The sequence below is a fragment of the Alloyangia pacifica genome, assembly GCF_900116195.1.
GTDB classification, from domain to species: domain Bacteria; phylum Pseudomonadota; class Alphaproteobacteria; order Rhodobacterales; family Rhodobacteraceae; genus Salipiger; species Salipiger pacificus.
The window spans coordinates 114,005-127,824 of record NZ_FOZW01000001.1; the positions used below are offsets into that span (position 1 = coordinate 114,005).

General features: G+C 67.9%; 15 protein-coding genes. 11 read left to right on the forward strand and 4 right to left on the reverse strand.

Features of this window, described 5'->3' with window-relative positions:
* Window positions 1-41 precede the first annotated feature (41 nt).
* Together phnL and phnN are read left to right on the forward strand one after the other, a co-directional pair.
* On the forward strand, window positions 42-725 hold the full coding sequence (phnL, locus tag BM397_RS00530; RefSeq protein WP_092426609.1) for a phosphonate C-P lyase system protein PhnL: 684 nt from the start codon (window positions 42-44) through the stop codon (window positions 723-725).
* A complete protein-coding gene (phnN, locus tag BM397_RS00535; protein ID WP_245696121.1) occupies window positions 722-1,279 on the forward strand; it encodes a phosphonate metabolism protein/1,5-bisphosphokinase (PRPP-forming) PhnN in 558 nt (185 codons plus the stop codon). Before phnL ends, phnN begins: the two co-directional genes overlap by 4 nt.
* Here the strand turns inward: phnN and BM397_RS00540 are convergent.
* The gene (locus tag BM397_RS00540) at window positions 1,261-1,944 is read right to left on the reverse strand and encodes a DUF1045 domain-containing protein (RefSeq protein WP_176806713.1); all 684 of its coding nucleotides are present in this window, start codon (window positions 1,942-1,944) and stop codon (window positions 1,261-1,263) included. The genes phnN and BM397_RS00540 overlap by 19 nt on opposite strands.
* A gap of 73 nt (window positions 1,945-2,017) precedes the next feature.
* Here BM397_RS00540 and BM397_RS00545 point away from each other — a divergent pair, with 73 nt between their 5' ends.
* Complete coding sequence (locus BM397_RS00545; RefSeq protein WP_092426605.1) at window positions 2,018-3,160, forward strand: alpha-D-ribose 1-methylphosphonate 5-triphosphate diphosphatase; 1,143 nt, start codon at window positions 2,018-2,020, stop codon at window positions 3,158-3,160.
* A 197-nt stretch (window positions 3,161-3,357) separates the two neighbouring features.
* Here the strand turns inward: BM397_RS00545 and BM397_RS00550 are convergent, their stop codons facing one another.
* Entirely contained in the window at window positions 3,358-4,359 is a 1,002-nt protein-coding gene (locus BM397_RS00550) for a Fe(3+) ABC transporter substrate-binding protein (RefSeq protein WP_176806711.1), read from the reverse strand.
* A 92-nt stretch (window positions 4,360-4,451) separates the two neighbouring features.
* Window positions 4,452-5,324 (reverse strand): nucleoside triphosphate pyrophosphohydrolase, encoded by an 873-nt coding sequence (gene mazG, locus BM397_RS00555; RefSeq protein ID WP_092426826.1) that lies wholly within the window; start codon window positions 5,322-5,324, stop codon window positions 4,452-4,454.
* Window positions 5,325-5,387: 63 nt separating this feature from the next.
* Between mazG and BM397_RS00560 the strand changes: the two genes are divergently transcribed.
* The 4 genes from BM397_RS00560 (at window position 5,388) to BM397_RS00575 (ending at window position 9,291) form a co-directional block, all read left to right on the forward strand.
* Window positions 5,388-6,548, forward strand: a complete 1,161-nt coding sequence (locus BM397_RS00560) for a M20 aminoacylase family protein (protein ID WP_092426603.1) — start codon at window positions 5,388-5,390, stop codon at window positions 6,546-6,548.
* A gap of 76 nt (window positions 6,549-6,624) precedes the next feature.
* Window positions 6,625-7,791: a M20 aminoacylase family protein gene (locus BM397_RS00565; RefSeq protein WP_092567345.1), complete on the forward strand. Its 1,167-nt coding sequence runs from the start codon at window positions 6,625-6,627 to the stop codon at window positions 7,789-7,791.
* 4 nt (window positions 7,792-7,795) lie between these two features.
* Window positions 7,796-8,755 (forward strand): agmatinase, encoded by a 960-nt coding sequence (gene speB / locus BM397_RS00570; RefSeq protein WP_092426599.1) that lies wholly within the window; start codon window positions 7,796-7,798, stop codon window positions 8,753-8,755.
* Between the two features lie 128 nt (window positions 8,756-8,883).
* Window positions 8,884-9,291 carry a DUF1499 domain-containing protein gene (locus BM397_RS00575; RefSeq protein WP_092426824.1) on the forward strand — a complete coding sequence of 136 codons (408 nt, stop codon included), beginning with the start codon at window positions 8,884-8,886 and terminating at the stop codon, window positions 9,289-9,291.
* A 66-nt stretch (window positions 9,292-9,357) separates the two neighbouring features.
* Here BM397_RS00575 and BM397_RS00580 read toward each other — a convergent pair whose 3' ends face one another.
* On the reverse strand, window positions 9,358-10,047 hold the full coding sequence (locus tag BM397_RS00580) for a glutathione S-transferase family protein (RefSeq protein ID WP_092426597.1): 690 nt from the start codon (window positions 10,045-10,047) through the stop codon (window positions 9,358-9,360).
* 167 nt (window positions 10,048-10,214) lie between these two features.
* Between BM397_RS00580 and prfA the strand changes: the two genes are divergently transcribed.
* The 4 genes from prfA (at window position 10,215) to BM397_RS00600 (ending at window position 13,695) form a co-directional block, all read left to right on the forward strand.
* Window positions 10,215-11,261 carry a peptide chain release factor 1 gene (gene prfA, locus BM397_RS00585; RefSeq protein WP_092426596.1) on the forward strand — a complete coding sequence of 349 codons (1,047 nt, stop codon included), beginning with the start codon at window positions 10,215-10,217 and terminating at the stop codon, window positions 11,259-11,261.
* Entirely contained in the window at window positions 11,258-12,106 is an 849-nt protein-coding gene (gene prmC, locus BM397_RS00590; RefSeq protein ID WP_092426594.1) for a peptide chain release factor N(5)-glutamine methyltransferase, read from the forward strand. The genes prfA and prmC overlap by 4 nt, the downstream gene beginning before the upstream one ends.
* Before the next feature lie 227 nt (window positions 12,107-12,333).
* Window positions 12,334-13,065, forward strand: coding sequence for a DUF4167 domain-containing protein (locus BM397_RS00595; RefSeq protein ID WP_092426592.1), 732 nt, complete (start codon window positions 12,334-12,336; stop codon window positions 13,063-13,065).
* Window positions 13,066-13,158: 93 nt separating this feature from the next.
* Window positions 13,159-13,695 carry a DUF1697 domain-containing protein gene (locus tag BM397_RS00600; protein WP_176806710.1) on the forward strand — a complete coding sequence of 179 codons (537 nt, stop codon included), beginning with the start codon at window positions 13,159-13,161 and terminating at the stop codon, window positions 13,693-13,695.
* The last annotated feature ends 125 nt before the right edge of the window (window positions 13,696-13,820 follow it).

Below are 13,820 nucleotides of genomic sequence, written 5' to 3' on the forward strand. Positions count from 1 at the left end.
GCGGGATGTGCGTATTTGGAAAGAGAAGAAGGGCAGAAGCGATGATCCGGATCTCGGACGTGTCGAAGAGCTTCGTGCTGCACAACCAGGGCAGCGCGGTGATCCCGGTGATGGAGGGCGCCTCGCTCTCGGTGGCACCCGGCGAATGCGTGGCGTTGGTGGGCAATTCGGGTGCCGGAAAGTCCACGCTGATGCGGATGATCTACGGCAACTACCTTGCCGGGGCGGGGCGCATCATGGTGGGCGATGTGGACGTGGCGCGGGCCGAACCGCGCGAGATCCTGACGCTGCGCCGCGAGGTGCTGGGCTATGTAAGCCAGTTCCTGCGCGTGGTGCCGCGGGTGCCGACGCTGGAGGTGGTGGCCGAGCCGGTGCTGGCGGCGGGCGGCAGCGCTGGTAACGGCGAGGCGCGCGCGCGGGAGCTGCTGGCGCGGCTCAACATCCCCGAGCGGCTCTGGAGCCTCTCGCCCACCACCTTCTCGGGCGGCGAGCAGCAGCGGGTCAATATTGCGCGCGGTTTCGCCCATGGCTTCCCGGCGCTGCTGCTGGACGAGCCGACAGCGTCTCTGGATGCCACCAACCGCGCAGTTGTGCTGGCGCTGATCGAAGAGGCCAAGGCGCGCGGCGCGGCGATCATCGGCATCTTCCACGACGCCGCGGCGCGCGAGCGGGTCTGTGACCGTGAGATCGACGTCAGCGGCTTCACCCCGGCGCGGGCGGCATGACCGGCCCGGAGCATATGGCGCCGGTCTTTGCCCTCGTCGGCCCCTCGGGGGTGGGCAAGGACAGCCTGCTCGCCGCGGTGGCGCCGCGCGTGCCCGGCCTGCATGTGGTGCAGCGGGTGATCACCCGCGCGCCGGACGCGGGCGGCGAGCCCTGCCTTGCCGTAACGCTGGAGGAATTTGAGCGGATGCTGGAGGCAGGCGATTTCGCCCTGCATTGGGGCGCGCATGATCTGCGCTACGGCATCCGCTGGTCCGAGCTGGCGCCGCGCGCGGCGGGCCGCCCGGTGGTGTTCAACGGCTCGCGCCGGGCACTGGAGCAGGCCGCGGAATTGCTGCCCGAGCTCGAAGTGCTGCATGTCACCGCGCGGTCCGAGGTGCTGGCGGAGCGGCTGGCGGCGCGCGGGCGCGAGAGCACGGCACAGATCGCGGCGCGGCTGGCGCGCGCTGCGCTGCCGCTTCCGGGCGGGCTGCGGGTGCATGAGATCGACAACTCCGGCCCGCTGGAGGTCGCCGCGGCCCGGCTGGTGGCGTTGCTTCAGCCGGTGAGAGCGTAGCGGTGCAGCAGGTGGAAACGTCCGTCCTCGGCTTCTCCGAAGAGACAGAGGTCGCGCACCTCGAAGGGCTGCGGCAGCAGCGGCGCCAGCACCGGCTGCAGCACCTCGGCGACCTGCTCCGCCTCGCCGAAGGCCAGCTTGCCGGTGAGCGTGAGGTGGAATTTGAACTCCGCCATCACGTAGGGGTATCCCCAGCGCGCGAGGTTGTCTTCCTGCGCCGGGCTCAGGCGGGCGCGGCGCCGGCGCTCCAGTTCCGCCTCGCTGGGCGGGGCGCGGTGCGGGTCGAGCGCCTCGACCACCTCTCCGGCAAGACGCGCCAGTGGCGCGGCGGCGCCAAGGGTGGTCAGCGCAAGAAAGCTGCCGATGCGCGTGAGCGCAAGGCCCGGCAAGCCAACCGGGGCAAGACGCGCCGCCAGCGCCGAGAGGTCCTCGTGCAGCGCATCAACAGGGCCGGTGAGCCGCATGGGCGGCTTCAGCGTGCCGTGGAACCCGTATTTGCGCGGGGTCTCGGTGATCTCGGCGACCGGGCGGGGCAGGCCCTGCAGCTGTGGGTGCGGCACGAGGCAACCGGCAGCCGGGTCCCAGCCCAGCCATGCGGCGGCGAACTCGGCCAGCGGCCCCGGGCGCGGGGCGTAATAGACGGCGTATCGGGAATAATTTTGCATGGCGCGCTTCATGACAGCGTCATGTCACAGATGCATGACGGCGCAAAGAGCGCCGAGAGAAAGAGGTAGAGACATGGCACGGACCATCCTGAGCAATGCGCGGATCGTGCTCGAAGACGAGGTGATCGCCGGCACGCTGGTGATGCAAGGCGGGCGGATCGAGGCGGTCGATCCCGGCAACACCACCGTGGCGGGCGCGGAGGACTGCGCGGGCGATCTGCTGATCCCCGGGCTGATCGAGCTGCATACCGACAATCTCGAGCGCCACATGCAGCCGCGCCCGAAGGTGAACTGGCCGCATGCGGCGGCGATCCTCGCGCATGACGCCGAGCTTGCCTCCTGCGGTATCACCACGGTGTTCGACGCCATGCGGGTTGGCTCGGTGGTGACCGACGGCAAGTCGAAATACGGCAAATACGCGCGGGCGCTGGCAGGCGAGCTGCTCGAGGCGCGGGATCGCGAGATGCTGAAGATCAGCCATTTCCTGCACCTGCGGGCCGAGACCTGCTCTGAGACGCTGCTCGAGGAACTGGCCGAGTTCGGTGCGGCGGACCGCGTGGGCATCCTGTCGCTGATGGATCACACGCCGGGTCAGCGGCAGTTCCGCGACATCGAGAAATACCGCGATTACATGTGCGGCAAGCACGGGCTTTCCGCGGATGATTTCGACGCGCATGTCGGCCATCTGACGCGGCTGCGCGGCGAGCTCGGAGAGGCCCATGAGGCGGGGGCGGTTGCGGCGGCGCGCCGCCTCGGCGCTGTGCTGGCGAGCCACGACGACACGACCGCCGCGCATGTGGCGGTGAGCAAGGGGCACGGCGTGCGGCTGGCGGAATTCCCGACAACGGTCGAGGCGGCGCGGGCCTGCAAGGAGGTTGGCATCGCGGTGATGATGGGCGCGCCGAACCTCATCCGTGGCGGCTCGCACTCGGGCAATGTGGCGGCGGAGGAGCTGGCGCGGCGCGACCTACTGGACATCGTCTCGTCGGACTACGTGCCGGCGGCGCTGATGGGGGCGGCCTTCCTGCTCGCCGATCTCTGGGACGACCTGCCGCGCGGCATCGCCACGGTGAGCCGCGCGCCCGCCGCCGCCTCGGGGCTGGATGACCGGGGCCGTCTGGCGCCGGGTCTGCTGGCCGACGTGGTCCGGGTGAAGCGCATCGAGGGCCAGCCCTGCCTGCGCGGTGTCTGGAGCCACGGACGCCGCGTGGCTTGACGCACAGGATAGGCGTATTTGAAAAGAGAAGAAGGACCGGGAGCGCGCCAGGTCCTTCTTCTCTTCGGAAAATACGCCGGGGGTGAGGCGCGCAGCGACGAGGGGGCAGCGCCCCCTCAGCGGCCGTGCCAATGACGCAGCGCATGAAAAAGGGGCCCAGCGGGGCCCCTTCTTGTTCAGCTACGGTGCGGCTGGGATCAGCCGTCGTAATCGACCTCTTCGACCAGCCGCAGCGCCGCGCCGCGCTGTTCGGCGAGGGTCATCAGGTTGGTGTCGTCGGCGGTGAAGCTGCCCCAGCCCTTGACCAGATCATCAGCCTCGGTGCCGGGTGCGATCGGGTACTCATAGTTGGCGTGGGCGTAGATCTCCTGCGCCTCGGGCGAGGTCAGGTATTCCATCATCTTCAGCGCGTTCTCGCGGTTCGGCGCGGATTTGGTCATCGCCACGCCGGAGATGTTCACGTGGGTGCCACCGTTCTCGAAAACCGGGAAGAGCACGTTGACCGAGTCGGCCCATTCCACCTGCTCGGGGTCGCTGAGCATCTGGCCCATGTAGTAGGTGTTGCCGAGCGAGATGTCGCATTCGCCGGCCCAGATCGCCTTGACCTGCGCGCGGTCGTTGCCTTGCGGGCGGCGGGCGAGGTTGTCCTTCAGACCCTGCAGCCACTGCTTAGCATATTCCTCGCCGTGGTGGTGGATCATCGCCGCAACCAGCGCCACGTTGTAGTCATGGGTGCCCGAACGGGTGCAGATGCGGCCCTTCCATTTCGGGTCGGCGAGATCCTCATAGCTGGTGATCTCCGACGGATCGACGCGGTCCTTCGAGGCGTAGACGATGCGTGCGCGCGTGGTCAGGCCGAACCATTGCCCGTCGGGGTCGCGGTACTGCGCCGGCACGTTCTCTTCCAGAACGGCGCTTTCCACCGGCTGGGTCACGCCCGCTTGCACGGCGGCGGCAAGCCGCGAGATGTCGACGGTGAAAATGAGATCGGCGGGCGAGCGGTCGCCTTCGGCGACGAGGCGTTCTTCAAGACCCTTGTCGATATAGGCGACGTTCACCTCGATGCCGGTGGCCTCGGTGAAGGCGTCGGTCAGCGGCTGCAGCAGCTCGGGCTGACGGTAGGAGTAGAGATTCACCTCTTCGGCAAGTGCGGGTGCGGCAGTCGCAATCAGGGCGAGGGCGGTTCCGAGACGCAGCATCAATGTCCTCCGGTCATGCTTGTCGGTTTTGGCTAGTCGCTGGAAGCCAGTTACCCGAGTGAAATTATCAGATCAATGCCTTATCGGAAAGATCAGGAATTACTCCCTGGTTGCGTGCCGTTGGAACGGGGGCTGACATGGGCGGCCTTCTGCGCCTTTTCCGCGGCCTTGGCCTCGTCCCAGAGCGCGTCCATCTCGGCCAGATTGCTGTCCTCGGGGCGCTTGCCCTGCGCTTCCAGCGCGGTCTCGATGGACTTGAAGCGGCGGGTGAACTTGGCATTGGCCCGGCGCAGCGCCTGCTCGGGGTCGATCTTCATGTGGCGCGCGAGGTTGGCCATGACGAAGAGAAGGTCGCCGAATTCCTCCTCGGCGTGATCGGGATCGGTGGCCTCGCGCAGCTCCTGCGTTTCCTCGATCAGCTTGTCCATCACCTCGTCGGTCGACGGCCAGTCGAAGCCGACGCGCGCGGCGCGGTTCTGCAGCTTCACCGCGCGCAGCAGCGCGGGCAGCCCCATGGCGACGCCGTCAAGCACGCCCTTTTCCGCCTTGGCTGCGCGTTCGGCGGCCTTGATCTTTTCCCAGTCGGCGGTCTGCTGCTCGGGGGATTTCTCGTTGCTCTCGTCGCCGAAGACATGCGGGTGGCGGGTGACCATCTTGTCGGACATGGTGTTGGCCACGTCGTCGAAGCTGAACAGGCCGCGCTCCTCGGCCATCTGCGCGTGGAAGACCGACTGGAACAGCAGGTCGCCCAGCTCGCCCTTGAGCTCGGCCCATGCCTCGCGCTCGATGGCGTCGGCGACCTCGTAGGCCTCCTCGATGGTGTAGGGGGCGATGGTGCCGAAATCCTGTTCCAGATCCCAGGGGCAGCCGGTCTCGGGGTGTCGCAGGCGGCGCATGATTTCCAGCAGGCGAGGCATGCCGCCCCTGGGATCGTGGATCAGATCGTCACGCGGATCGAGGGTCATGGACATCTCCGGCAAATCGGTATTTGACCTTTTCCTGCTTCAAAGACCTTCAGGAGTCCACCCATGCCCATCGTGAACCGGATCGCGGATTACGCCGACGAGATGCGTACCTGGCGCCGTCATCTGCACCAGAACCCGGAGCTGAGCCTCGCCTGCCACGAGACGGCGAAATTCGTCGTGGCGCGGCTGCGCGAGTTCGGGATCACGGAGATCCACGAGGGCATTGCCCAATCCGGCGTCGTGGCGATCATCGAGGGGCAGGGCGAGGGGCCGGTGACCGGGCTGCGCGCCGATATGGACGCGCTGCCGATGGACGAGGAGACCGGCGCGGAGCACGCCAGCCTGGTGCCCGGCAAGATGCACGCCTGCGGCCACGACGGGCACACCACCATGCTGCTCGGCGCGGCGAAATACCTGTCGGAGACGCGCAACTTCGCAGGCAAGGTGGCGCTGATCTTCCAGCCCGCCGAGGAGACCATCGGCGGCGGCCGCATCATGGTCGAAGAGGGCATCATGGACCGCTTCGGCATTTCCGAGGTCTATGCCATCCACACCGACCCCTCGCTGCCGCTCGGCACCATGGCGACCACCCGCGGGCCGATCATGGCGGCGGTGGACGATTTCGAGCTGGTGCTGACCGGCAAGGGCGGCCACGCGGCGCATCCCGACCTCTGCATCGACCCGGTGCCCTGCGCGCTGGCGATCGGACAGGCGCTGCTGTCGGTGCCGTCGCGAAACGCCGACCCGCTGAAATCGCTGGTGGTGTCGCTGACCACGGTGCAGGGCGGCTCGGCCACCAACGTGATCCCCGAGACCATGCGTCTTGCAGGCACGATCCGCAGCTTCGATCCCGAGATCCGCGCCATGGCCGAGCGCCGCCTGCGCGAGATCGTCGACGGTCAGGCCATGGCCTATGGCGTCACCGCGGCACTGGATTTCCAGCCGAACTACCCGCCGACCGTCAACCACGCCGCGCAGACCGATTTCGCGGTGAAGGTTGCCCAGGGCGTGGTGCCCGAGGTGCTGGACGAGATCGCGCCGTCGATGGGGGCCGAGGATTTCTCCTACATGCTCGAGGCGCGGCCGGGGGCGTTTTGCTACCTCGGGCAGGGCATCGGCCCGTCGGTCCACCATCCGAAGTTCGACTTCAACGATGAGGCGGCACCGCTTGGCGCCTCCTATTTCGTGAAACTCATCGAGACTCGGCAACCCTTGCGGGCGTAACGCTTTTCGGTCTTCATTGCGGGCAAGACGCGACCCCGGCCATCCCGGCCGGGGAGAGACCGAGAGAAGACCCCGCATGCCCGTGATCAATTCCATCGCCGCCGACGCCGAGACGCTGAAGGCCTGGCGCCGCCACCTGCACCAGCATCCCGAGCTGCAGTACGACTGCCACGAGACCGCGAAATTCGTGGTCGGGAAGCTGAAGGACTTCGGCATCGCCGAGATCCATGAGGGCATCGCGCAATCGGGCGTGGTGGCGATCATCGAGGGCCGCGGCACTGGACGCACCATCGGGCTGCGCGCCGACATGGACGCGCTGCCGATGGAGGATCTCTCGGGCACCGCCTATGCCTCGAAGGTTCCGGGCGTGGCGCATACCTGCGGCCATGACGGCCACACCACCATGCTGCTCGCCGCCGCCAAGTATCTTGCCGAGACGCGCAATTTCGCCGGTCGCGTGGCGCTGATCTTCCAGCCCGCCGAAGAGGGCGGGGCCGGGGCCAAGGCGATGATCGACGAGGGCATCATGGACCGCTTCGACGTGTCCGAGGTCTACGGCATGCACAATGCGCCGGGCGATGCGCAGGGGCATTTCCTGACCACCGCTGGGCCGCTGCAGGCCTCGGCGGACGAGTTCCGTATCGACATCACCGGCAAGGGCGGCCACGGCGCTTCGCCGCAGGATTGCATCGACCCGATCCCGGCGGGGGCGGCCATCGTGCAGGCGATGCAGACCATCGTCAGCCGCAACGTCAACGCGCTCGACCGTCTGGTGGTCTCGGTGACGGAGGTCCACGCCGGAACGACCCACAATATCATCCCCGGCACTGCCTATCTGACGGGCACCGTACGCTGCTTCTCGACCGAGACGCGCGATCTGGCAGAGCGGCGCATCCGCGAAATCGTCGATCTGCAGGCGCAGGTCTACGGCTGCACCGCCGAGCTGACCTACGACCGGGGCTACCCGGTCACCGTGAACCACCCCGAGCAGGCGGCCTTTGCGGCGCAGGTGGCGCGCGAGATCGTGGGCGCAGACAAGGTGGTGGACGATTGCGACCCGATCATGCCCGCCGAGGATTTCTCGTACATGCTCGAAGCGCGGCCCGGCGCCTATCTCTTCCTCGGGCAGGGGGACACCTTCGGCTGCCACCACCCGAAATACGATTTCAACGACGAAATTGCGCCCATCGGCGCCAGTTTCTTCGCGCGGCTGATCGAGACCGCGCTGCCGCTGCAGGAGTGAGTGCATGGCCCTCGAGGACGCGAAGACCCAGATCGACCACGCCTTCACCCGCACCGAACTGAAGGGGCCAAGTTTCGAGAACGTCTTCGGGGGTGCCGCCTCCTTCCTGCGCCGGCGCTATACCAAGGACCTCTCGGGCGCCGACATCGCGGTGACCGGCGTGCCCTTCGACCAGGCGGTGACCAATCGCACCGGCACGCGCTTCGGTCCGCGCGCGATCCGCGAGGCCTCGCTGCTGCAGCCCTGCGATGCGCCCTATGGCTGGGGCTATGACGTGCTGTCGGAGGTCGCCATCGCCGACTATGGCGACCTGGCCTTCGACTATGCCAATGTCCCGGCCTTTCCCGGCACGCTCGAGGCGCATATCGCCGGGATCCTCGCGACGGACACGGCGGTGGTGACGCTGGGGGGCGATCATTCGATCACCCTGCCGATCCTCAAGGCCCATGCGGCCAAGTACGGTCCGCTCTCGGTGATCCAGTTCGACGCCCATACCGACACCTGGGCCGACGACGATTTCGGCCGGATCGATCACGGCACCTTCATGTACAAGGCGGTGAAGCTGGGGTTGGTGGACCCGCGCCGCTCCGTGCAGATCGGCATCCGCACCGACAATCCCGACACGCTGGGCTTCAACATCATCGACGCGCGCGAGCTGCACCGGATCGGGCCGGAGGCTGCGGCGGCCAAGGCGCGCGAGATCGTGCGCGGTCATCCGGTCTATCTGACCTTTGACATAGACGCGCTGGACCCGGCCTTCGCACCGGGCACGGGTACACCGGTCTGGGGTGGGCTCTCGAGCCATCAGGCTGCGGTCTGCCTGCGTGAGCTGGCGGGGGTCAACATGGTCGGTGGCGACGTCGTCGAGGTCTCGCCGCCCTTCGACACGACCGGCGCTACCGCCATCGCGGGGGCGCATGTGGCGACCGAACTGCTCTGCCTCTGGGGCTGGACCCGCCGTTGACGCGATGGGCACAATCCCGCGAGCGGCGCGCGAGCCGCTTTGATCGCGCGCGGTATTTGTGAAATCAGGAACCATCCGCCGCCCCGAGCGCGGCGGGCGGAGAGAGATGAAAGGAACGCGTGGTGCGCATGATAATCTGGATTGTGCTTCTGCTGGTTGTCGCCGGTCTGGCCTGGATACGGCTGGCGCCGTCGGACCCCGCCGTCTGGAACGTCGATCCGCAGGTGAGCGCCGATCAGGACCTCGCCAGCGGCGTGCGCCGACGCATCCCGGGCGGCGAGGAGACCTTCGAGACGCTGCACCGCATCATCCTGGAGAGCCCGCGCACCGAGGTGCTGGCGGGCAGCCCCTCGGAGGGCCGTGCAACCTACGTCTCGCGCTCGAAATGGATGGGCTTTCCCGACTACACCACGGTGCAGCAGGATGACGGTCAGCTCGGGCTCTATGCCCGCCAGCGGTTCGGCCAGTCGGACATGGGCGTGAACAAGGCCCGGGTCGATGCTTGGCTCAGTGAATTGGTCGCCCGGCAGAACTGAGCCAGAACCGAAGGGCGCAAGGTCCTTCGAAGGACCTTGCAAATCTCTTCGAAGAGATTTGAGTGCTCACTCCGCCGCGTAGCGCGGGGCGTTCTCCTCGAAGGGCGCCAGCTGCTCTGCCAGCGCCTCGCGAAAGGCGGGGCGGGCGGTGCAGCGCGCAAGATAATCCTCCAGTTTCGGGAATTGCGCGACGATCTGCGTGTGCCGGAGCCCACGCAGCACCGTCGCCATCAGCAGGTCGGCCGCGGTGAACCGCTCGGCAACCAGCCAGTCACGCCCCTCCATCGTCGCCTGCAACTGACCCAGACGGCGTTCGACCGCCTTGCGGACCTCGCGCTCCATGATCTCGGCGGCCTCCTTGTCCACGGCGAGCCGGGTCATCTGCTGGTGCATGGTGATTGGCGGCTCTACGGTATTGAGCGCGGCAAAGACCCAGCTCAGGGTGCGGTCACGGCCGGCGCGGTCGGGTGGTAGCAGAGCGTCGCCGCCGGCCTCGGCGATGCGCCAGAGAATTGCGCCGCTCTCGAACATCGGTGTCTGTGCTGCAGTCAGCACCGGCACCTGGCCGAATGGCTGGCGGGCGAGATGTGCCGGCTCGCCCTGCGTGCCCATGGCCAGCAGTTCGACCTCGTAGGGCAGGGCGGCTTCCTTAAGGGCCCAGCGGACGCGCAGGTCGCGCACGAGCCCCTGGGCAACGGGCGGGACCCAGTCAAAGGCGGTGAGGGTGAGCGGGGTGCCGGTCAAAGTCTCGGTCATGAAAGCGGGCCTTTCGGAATGCCTGAGAGGAAATAGAAAGGTTGATATCAACTGTTGCGTTGATATCAACCTTTCTGACTCGCGTCAAACACGTGAGCCGCGGCCAGGCGGTGGCTGGCCGATCCCGGCTCTTGACCGCCGCGCGGCAATCGGGAAAGGAGGTCGGCATGATCCCCGCAGACCGCCTTCACCAGATCCGTGACCGTTTCGAGTATGTCCAGGCCTGCATGGCCGAGGGCCGTGGCGACATCGCCGCGCTGGGACGGGAGTATGCAGAGCTCAAGCCGGTGGTCGACCAGATCGCCGAATGGGAGGCGCTGCAGTCCGACCTCGCCGAGGCCGAGGAGATGCTCGCCGACCCCGAGATGAAGACGCTGGCCGAGGAGGAGCTGCCGCAGCTGCGCGCCCGCCTCCCCGAGGCGGAGCATGCGTTGCAACTCGCGCTGCTGCCCCGCGATGCCGCCGATGCCCGCCCGGCGATCCTCGAAATCCGCCCCGGCACCGGCGGCGACGAGGCGGCGCTTTTCGCGGGCGATCTTGCCCGCATGTACCAGCGCTACGCCGAGACCCGCGGCTGGCGTTGGGAGGTGATCGAGGAGCAGATGTCCGAGCTGGGGGGGATCAAGGAACTTGTCGTTCGGATCGAGGGCGAGAACGTCTTTGCCCGGCTGAAGTTCGAAAGCGGCGTGCACCGCGTGCAGCGCGTGCCCGAGACCGAGAGCGGCGGACGCATCCACACCTCGGCGGCAACGGTGGCGGTGCTGCCAGAGGCCGAGGCGGTGGACATCGAGATCAATGCAAACGACATCCGGATCGACACCATGCGCAGCTCGGGGGCGGGGGGGCAGCACGTCAACACCACCGATTCCGCCGTGCGCATCACCCACATTCCGACCGGCCTCGTGGTGACCTCGTCGGAGAAGTCGCAGCACCGCAACCGCGAGATCGCGATGAACGTGCTGCGCGCCCGGCTCTACGACATGGAGCGCCAGAAGGCCGCCGACAGCCGCGCTTCGGACCGCAAGGCGCAGGTTGGCTCGGGCGACCGCTCGGAGCGCATCCGCACCTACAACTTCCCGCAGGGCCGGATGACCGATCATCGTATCGGTTTGACGCTTTACCGGCTCGACGCCATCCTTGGCGGCGATCTCGACGAGATCATCGACGCGCTGACCGCCGACGCGCAGGCAGCGCTGCTGGCGGAACTGGCATGACCACCGGCTCGGCACTGCTCGCCCGTGCCACGGCGCGGCTCGTCGAGGCCGGGGTGGCTGATCCCGGGCGCGACGCCCGGCGGCTGCTGGCACATGTGCTGAAGGTACCGCCAGGCCGGCTGACGCTGTTCCTGCCCGAGCCGATCGCGCCCGAGCACGCGGTGATCTTTGACGCGCTGATCGACCGCCGCGCCGCCCGCGTGCCGGTTTCGCACCTGATCGGGCGGCGGCAGTTCTACGGCCGCGAGTTTCTCGTCACCCCCGAGGTGCTCGACCCGCGCCCGGAGACCGAGATCCTGATCGAGGCGGCGCTCTCCGGCCCGTTCACCCGCGTGCTCGACCTCGGCACCGGCTCTGGCTGCATCCTGCTGACCCTGCTCGCCGAGCGCGAGGGGGCGACCGGGATCGGCACGGACCTCAGCGACAAGGCGCTTGAGGTGGCCTTCTGGAACCGAAACGCGTTGCAGCTCGAGCCACGCGCAGCGCTGGCACAGGGCAACTGGTGGGGGGCGCTGGGGCAGGCGCCCGAGCGCTTCGATCTCATCGTGTCGAACCCGCCCTACATCGCCCTGTCGGAAATGCCGGGCCTCTCGCCCGAGGTGCGCGAGCATGAGCCGCGCATGGCGCTGACCGACGAGGGCGACGGTCTTGCGGCCTATCGTGCGATCACGGCGCAGGCCGCGGCACATCTGTTGCCCGGCGGACGGTTGCTGGTCGAGATCGGACCGGCCCAGGGCGCGGATGTGGCGGCGCTCTTCGCGGCGGCGGGGCTGCGCGACGTGGCGGTGATCGCCGATCTCGACGGGCGCGACAGGGTGGTCAGCGGGCGACTTGAAGCGCTTTGAGCCGTCAAATTGACCCGCTCTCCGGGAAATCGACAGATTTCGGACGATTTTTCTCTTGTCAGGCCGGTCCACAAATGATTAGCAGGAGGGGTCGGAGCGGTGGATGCCTCACAGCGGTCCCGCTCGACGTTAACCCGACATTGGAGTGATCACGGTCAAGACCGCGCCGAACAGGTGCAGCGCCGAGATCACAGGGACAGTCAGACACAAGGCTGATAGCAGACAAGATGCGATCCTCGAAATCCCGCTCGCGGTCGAAGAATAACCGCAACCGCAACACCCTTGGGAACGTCGTCAACCGCGTGTTCGACAGTTCGGGCCCGGAGGGCAAGGTGCGCGGCACGCCGCAGCAGATCATCGACAAGTACAACCAGCTTGCCCGCGATGCGGCGCTCGGCAACGACCGCGTCGCCGCCGAGAACTTCCAGCAGCACGCCGAACACTACATGCGCCTGCTCTCGGAAGCGCAGAAAGAGGCCGACCAGCGCCGCGAGCAGCAGGAGCGTGAGAACCGCGAGCGCCAGGCGCAGCGCGACCGTGACCGCTCTGATCGCGACCAAAACCGCGACCAGGGCCGCAATGACGGCGGCCATCAGGGCGGCGGGCAGCAGGGCGGCGGCCAGCAGCCCGAGGCGAGCTACGAGCAGCCGCAGCCCAAGCCGCAACCCGAGGCGGAACAGTCCGGCCTGCCGGGCCTCGGCGACCAGCCCGACGTGCTGGGCAGCGAGGATGACGACAGCGGTCTCGTCGAGACGCCGGAAAGCCGCGCGGAAAGCACGCCCAAGGCAGCAGCCAAGCCGCGGCCCCGTCGCAGCAAGAAGCCCGAGGCCAGCGAGCCCGCGGCCGAGGCCGGGGCCGAGGCGCAACCCGCCGAGAAGCCCAAGCGCCCGCGCAAGCCGCGCAAGAAGCCCGAGGAAGCCGCCAGCGACGGTGGCTCCGCGCCGGACGCCGCCGAGTGATCCGGGGTTGATGACCTCGATGACAGACCTTGCAAAGGCCCCGCCGCATGGACGGGGCCTTTTGCTTGCACGCGGATGGGCCGGGGGGTGCGGATGACCCTGCATGTGGCGCTGCTGCGCGGGCTGAACGTCGGCGGGGCAAAAGCGCTTCCGATGCTCGAGCTGCGCACGCTTTGCGAAGGGCTCGGCTGGCGGGACGTGCAGACCCACCTTGCCTCGGGCAACCTGATCTTCGAGGCGGAGGGCACGCCCGCCGCGCTGGCCGAGGCGCTGCAGGAGGCGCTCGCCGCGCGCGGTCTCGCCGTGCCGGTGCTTGTGCTGCCGCCCGATGAGATCCGCCGTGCTCTTGCCGGCTGCCCCTTCGACCCCGCCGCGTCGAAGCTCGTGCACGCCGCCTTCCTTTTCCGTCCGGCGAAGCTGGACCGGGAGGTTTTCGATCGCTTCGCCGCCCCCGGCGACGAGATCGACGAGCAAGGCGGCATTCTCTGGCTGCACACCCCGGGCGGCTTCGGGCGTTCGAAGCTGGCGACCCGGCTCGAGGCCATCGCCGGCGCGCCGCTCACCGTGCGCAACCTGTCGTCGCTTGGCAAGCTCGTGCATTTGCTGGACGCAAGGGAACAGACGCGCTAGAAGCGGCTCATGACCCTGCGCATCACCACCCTGATTTGCTGCATTACCTGCTGATTTCTTCGGCGGGCCGGTCTTCTATTCCAATCGAGAGACGAAGTTGCTAATCCCGCCGCGACCGCCGCGAA

Coding starts and splice junctions, on each gene's coding strand:
- phnL (WP_092426609.1), top strand. CDS start 42: ATGATCCGGATCTCGGACGTGTCGAAGAGCTTCGTGCTGCACAACCAG.
- phnN (WP_245696121.1), top strand. CDS start 722: ATGACCGGCCCGGAGCATATGGCGCCGGTCTTTGCCCTCGTCGGCCCC.
- BM397_RS00540 (WP_176806713.1), bottom strand. CDS start 1,944: ATGCAAAATTATTCCCGATACGCCGTCTATTACGCCCCGCGCCCGGGG.
- BM397_RS00545 (WP_092426605.1), top strand. CDS start 2,018: ATGGCACGGACCATCCTGAGCAATGCGCGGATCGTGCTCGAAGACGAG.
- BM397_RS00550 (WP_176806711.1), bottom strand. CDS start 4,359: ATGCTGCGTCTCGGAACCGCCCTCGCCCTGATTGCGACTGCCGCACCC.
- mazG (WP_092426826.1), bottom strand. CDS start 5,324: ATGACCCTCGATCCGCGTGACGATCTGATCCACGATCCCAGGGGCGGC.
- BM397_RS00560 (WP_092426603.1), top strand. CDS start 5,388: ATGCCCATCGTGAACCGGATCGCGGATTACGCCGACGAGATGCGTACC.
- BM397_RS00565 (WP_092567345.1), top strand. CDS start 6,625: ATGCCCGTGATCAATTCCATCGCCGCCGACGCCGAGACGCTGAAGGCC.
- speB (WP_092426599.1), top strand. CDS start 7,796: ATGGCCCTCGAGGACGCGAAGACCCAGATCGACCACGCCTTCACCCGC.
- BM397_RS00575 (WP_092426824.1), top strand. CDS start 8,884: ATGATAATCTGGATTGTGCTTCTGCTGGTTGTCGCCGGTCTGGCCTGG.
- BM397_RS00580 (WP_092426597.1), bottom strand. CDS start 10,047: ATGACCGAGACTTTGACCGGCACCCCGCTCACCCTCACCGCCTTTGAC.
- prfA (WP_092426596.1), top strand. CDS start 10,215: ATGATCCCCGCAGACCGCCTTCACCAGATCCGTGACCGTTTCGAGTAT.
- prmC (WP_092426594.1), top strand. CDS start 11,258: ATGACCACCGGCTCGGCACTGCTCGCCCGTGCCACGGCGCGGCTCGTC.
- BM397_RS00595 (WP_092426592.1), top strand. CDS start 12,334: ATGCGATCCTCGAAATCCCGCTCGCGGTCGAAGAATAACCGCAACCGC.
- BM397_RS00600 (WP_176806710.1), top strand. CDS start 13,159: ATGACCCTGCATGTGGCGCTGCTGCGCGGGCTGAACGTCGGCGGGGCA.